Source organism: Gammaproteobacteria bacterium (assembly GCA_011375345.1).
In the GTDB taxonomy this organism is placed as follows: domain Bacteria; phylum Pseudomonadota; class Gammaproteobacteria; order DRLM01; family DRLM01; genus DRLM01.
Window position 1 is genome coordinate 1 of the sequence record DRLM01000102.1, and the last position, 4,403, is coordinate 4,403.

General features: G+C 59.5%; 4 protein-coding genes. 2 read left to right on the top strand and 2 right to left on the bottom strand.

What is annotated here, in order from left to right:
• Positions 1-408: 408 nt before the first annotated feature.
• Together ENJ19_07590 and ENJ19_07595 are read right to left on the bottom strand one after the other, a co-directional pair.
• Positions 409-1,194 (bottom strand): hypothetical protein, encoded by a 786-nt coding sequence (locus tag ENJ19_07590; protein ID HHM05590.1) that lies wholly within the window; start codon positions 1,192-1,194, stop codon positions 409-411.
• A gap of 306 nt (positions 1,195-1,500) precedes the next feature.
• The gene (locus tag ENJ19_07595; protein HHM05591.1) at positions 1,501-2,646 is read right to left on the bottom strand and encodes an ABC transporter substrate-binding protein; all 1,146 of its coding nucleotides are present in this window, start codon (positions 2,644-2,646) and stop codon (positions 1,501-1,503) included.
• 262 nt (positions 2,647-2,908) lie between these two features.
• On the opposite strand from ENJ19_07595, the gene ENJ19_07600 reads away from it, so the two are divergent.
• Positions 2,909-3,808 (top strand): serine protease, encoded by a 900-nt coding sequence (locus ENJ19_07600; GenBank protein HHM05592.1) that lies wholly within the window; start codon positions 2,909-2,911, stop codon positions 3,806-3,808.
• 50 nt (positions 3,809-3,858) lie between these two features.
• On the top strand, positions 3,859-4,224 hold the full coding sequence (locus tag ENJ19_07605) for a hypothetical protein (GenBank protein HHM05593.1): 366 nt from the start codon (positions 3,859-3,861) through the stop codon (positions 4,222-4,224).
• The last annotated feature ends 179 nt before the right edge of the window (positions 4,225-4,403 follow it).

Below are 4,403 nucleotides of genomic sequence, written 5' to 3' on the forward strand. Positions count from 1 at the left end.
GCCACATGAACCAGGCGTACCGCAAGGCCTACTTTGATCGTTTGGGGCTGGTGTCGCTGCTCGATACGGTGCGACGACTCCAGTGTGTCTCATGAACCGCCGGATGCGGAACCGCACGTCCGGTGGTGTGAGAGGACGGCGGGGGGGACCCCGCCTCCTACTCGATTGACGTCCCTCTGCTCGGGTCACCCGGTCATGCTTTGCGCCGCATGCGCCCGGGGAATCAGTCTTGGCTTCACTGCCTTCCCCGTTTGAGCGCGGGGGGCGCGATGCCCGTGATGATGCCCTTCGTCAGCGCCGCGTAGTTTAGGGGGGCCCAACGCTGCGCGTGTCCACCATGGGTTATATTCCCGTATGTCTTTGGCTTTATGCCTGGGTGATGGCGGGGTGCCAACATCCGGGCATTTTTCAAGTCACCGCCTTTTTTCCCCGCCGTGCGGCAACGCTCGCGGCTCCCGCGCCTGCCAGCAGCAACAAAGCGATATCGGGCTCCGGGATGCTTTGGTGCAAGGCCGAGCCGGAGGAGTCCGTGACAACGGAAAACGAATCGATGCTCCCGGAAGGCACGGTCACCAGGGCGGTGACGGTGGCGGAGCCGCTGGATGAGTCCGAGGTCGCCGTGCCACCCAAAGTCAGCGCGATGGCAGGGTTTACAAGCCAGTCTGAAACGGCCGTGGGCCCGCTGCCTGTGTCTATGGCCAGGGTTTCGGCTCCGGAGGGCGCGAAGCCGGTGAGATGAAAGAAGGGCGAGGCGTGCCCGGCCTCGAGCAAGACATCCGTCTTCGTCAGCTCTGCCAGCCAGCTGTATGAAAAGGTAAATACGGCCGTTGCGTCAGTGAGACCGAGTGAGTTGTCCAGGGTGATCAAGGCGCTGTTCAGCACGGTCGCGTCGCTTGATCCAAAGGGGGCGTCCGCAGAACCCGACACTGCCGAGCTTTGCACCAGCGAATCACCTGCGGTCATGAGGAACAGCCCGGAAGGGGTTTGGCTGTCGGCGTCCACCGATGCCGTGCCGGTGCCGCTTGTGCTTGAGGCAGGTACTTCGGTGCCGGTTTCTGCGGTGACGGACATGCCTGCGGCGTCGATGAGCGTGAACGTGGAATCGGCGTCGCTGTTGTATACAACGAGGGCGTGCGCGGAAGACATGAACGCGACAAACGCGAAGGTTCCTACGCCAAAGGTGCGCAGATTCATATTTGGTTCCCCCTTTTTATGTTGTTTGTGTCCGGGGCGGTTCAATACCCGGTCCCGATGGAATGTTATTTGTTTATCACCACGTTCAGGTGGATTCGGATGGTTATGCAATACATCCCGGCTGGCTTTTTGCCCAAACCACGAGGCCGTGTTCGCGGTGAGTCAATTGTTACGCAGGATGCGTACCGTTGGTGGAATTATTCCGTAAAATGAACATCTTCACGGATTGTTCCCAGGCCCGTCTGACCAGGTGTGTAAGAAAATCCGACGCACGGAACAGGAGATGTTCAACAGGGCAGACATGTGTCATGGCGCTGCGCTTCCGTCAGCTCCCGCCGCCCGCGCATAGGCCAGCTCGGATACCCCGCTCCAGGCCGCGTTGCTGCGCTGGAAGGCGGTGTAATGTTGGTACACTTTGGCGAACAGCGCATCGCTGGCTGCCAGTTCAGCCAGCGTTTCCGCGGTGTGTATTTTCAGCTGCTCCAATACCTCGGCGGGGAACTCGGCCACTTGCACATGGTGTTTTTCGCGCAAGGTGGTCAGCGCTTCGAGATTACGTGCCTCGAACTCCGATAACATCCACACATTGTTGGCGGCGGCGGCATATTGAATAATCATTTGCAGCTCCCGGGGCAGTTGATCCCAGGCGCTTTTGTTGATGGTGAGTTCCAATACGGGGCCGGGTTCGTGCCAGCCGGGGTAGTAATAGTACCGGGCGGCGCGGTACAGCCCCAGGCGCAAGTCGTGGAAGGGACCCACCCATTCGGTGGCATCGATGGTACCGCGCTCCAGCGCCGTATAAATTTCGCCGCCGGCCATGAGCACGGGGTTTACCCCCACCTTGGCCATCACTTTTCCCCCTAAGCCGGGGATGCGCATTTTCAGGCCTTTGAGATCGTCGGTGGAGCTGATTTCCTGGCGGAACCAGCCGCCCATTTGCACCCCCGTGTTGCCCATGGGGAAGGCGATGAGCTTGTGGGGCGCATACACTTCATGCCACAGTTCCAGGCCCCCGCCCGAGTACAACCAGGCGTTCATTCCCTGGGCATTCATCCCAAAGGGCACGGCGGTGAAGAACTGGGCGGCGGGAATTTTACCCGCCCAGTAGTAGGCCGCGCCGTGGCCCATTTCCACCGAACCTTGCGAGACGGCGTCGAAGGTCTGCAGGGGGGGGACCAGCTCACCACCGGCGAACACCTGAATGGTCAGCCGGCCGCCGCTCATGCGGCGCACGTCCTTGGCGAAACGTTCCACGCTTTCCTGAAAGATGGGAAAGTTCGGCGGCCAGGTGGTGGCCAGCTTCCAGCGCAGGCGCTGGCCCCGCACAGCCACTCCGCCTCCGGCGCCACTTCCCTCAGGGGTGCAGCCGGCCAGCATGCTGCCGGCCACCAGTGACCCGGCGCCCAAACCTTTGACGAACTGGCGGCGGGTGAATTTTTTTTGCGTGCTCATACTCCAATCCTCGACTATACGATGGCGCTGCCACAGGTGTGGTGAATTCTCTTGCTTGAGCTACAGTAACAATGGCCTCTGGCTGGCGCGGGGCTCCAGGCCTGACCGCCTTGGCCGGTGGTCAGCCTACCACACAGCCGCCTGCGGCAGGACGAGGGGTCGGTGGACAATGAACCCGGTGACGCAGCAACAAAACCCTGGATCACTGTACTGGATGCGTTCTTTCTCTTGAGGCGGCGTGATTTCCGTGGCGGAGGGCAATATGGACCAAACCACCGTATCGCTGGTGCTGGGTGCGGGCGGGGCCCGGGGCTATGCCCACATCGGCGTGATCAACTGCCTGGAAGAGCGCGGTTTTGCCATCCGTTCCATCGCCGGTGCATCCATGGGGGCGTTGGTGGGCGGTATCTACGCCGCCGGCAAGCTGGAGACTTACACCCACTGGGTCAAAGCGCTGCAACGCCGCGATGTGCTGCAATTGCTCGACCTCAGCTTTGAAGGCGGTGGCTTGTTCAAGGGCGAGCGCATCATGCAGACCCTGGGTGCATTGATTGGCACTTATGATATTGAAGACCTGCCCATCTCGTTTACCGCTGTCGCCACGGATTTGGAGGCGGAAAGGGAAGTGTGGTTCAGTCAGGGGCCCTTGTTCGACGCCCTGCGCGCCTCCATTGCCATCCCCACTTTGTTTACGCCCGTGCAGCGCAACGGCCGCCGGCTGGTGGACGGGGGGGTGATCAACCCTCTGCCCATTGCCCCTACCCTGCGCGATGTCACCGACCTGACCCTGGTGGTGAACCTGAGTGGCAGGGAGGAGCCGGGCCTGGCGCCGCCACCGGCCAAAAACGCCCCGGCGGGCAAGAACAGCTACGGACAAAAGATCCGCGCCTTCATCGAAGAGCTGCTGGTAAAAAACAACATCACCCGGGGACCGTCTCAGGCAGGCGTGTTTGACATCGTCTCGCAGTCTCTGGATACCATGCAAAACAGCATCGCGCGCTTGAAACTGGCCAGCTACTCTCCGGATGTCGTGGTGGAAATCCCAAAAAACGCCTGCCGGTTTTATGAATTCGAACGCGCCGGTGACATGATCGCCCTGGGGCACCAGCGGGCCGCCGCCGCTTTGGAGGGTTGGCGGGCCAGGCCTCGAAGGCATTATTGACCGTCTCATAATTATTTGAACATATGCACCTATCATTATAAAACACATGCATGAATACAACGGATGCACGCAAGCTGAAACACGAGGAACTGACGGCGCTTCGCAAGCGAGGTGTGACGGCGGTTCAAAATGGTGAGTCGCCAGAAGATGTGGCGCGAATTTTGGGTATTTTCCGCGTCACAATTTATAACTGGTTGGCTCTTTACCGAAGCGGTGGTTGGGATGCACTTGATGCCAACAAGCGAGGTGGCCGCAAGCCGAAACTGGATGCAAAGGCGATGGAATGGCTGTACAAGGCCATCACGAACAAGACCCCGGAGCAATATCGGTTTCCATTTGTACTCTGGACAAGCAAGTTGGTTGGTAAACTGATCAAGGAGCATTTCGGTATTATTAACCAGGCAATAAAATATTGATATAACATTACCTTCCATGAAATGCTCCCACTATAATGAGGAGGTAGGGTTGGAAAAGAGTGATGCACGCCGGTTGCCACTGGAGGCGCTGAACGAGCGCCGCAGAAGGGCGGTGAAGCTAAGGCAGAAGGGCAAGAGCTGGAAGGAAGTGGCGGCGGAGACGGAGTTGAGTATCAACA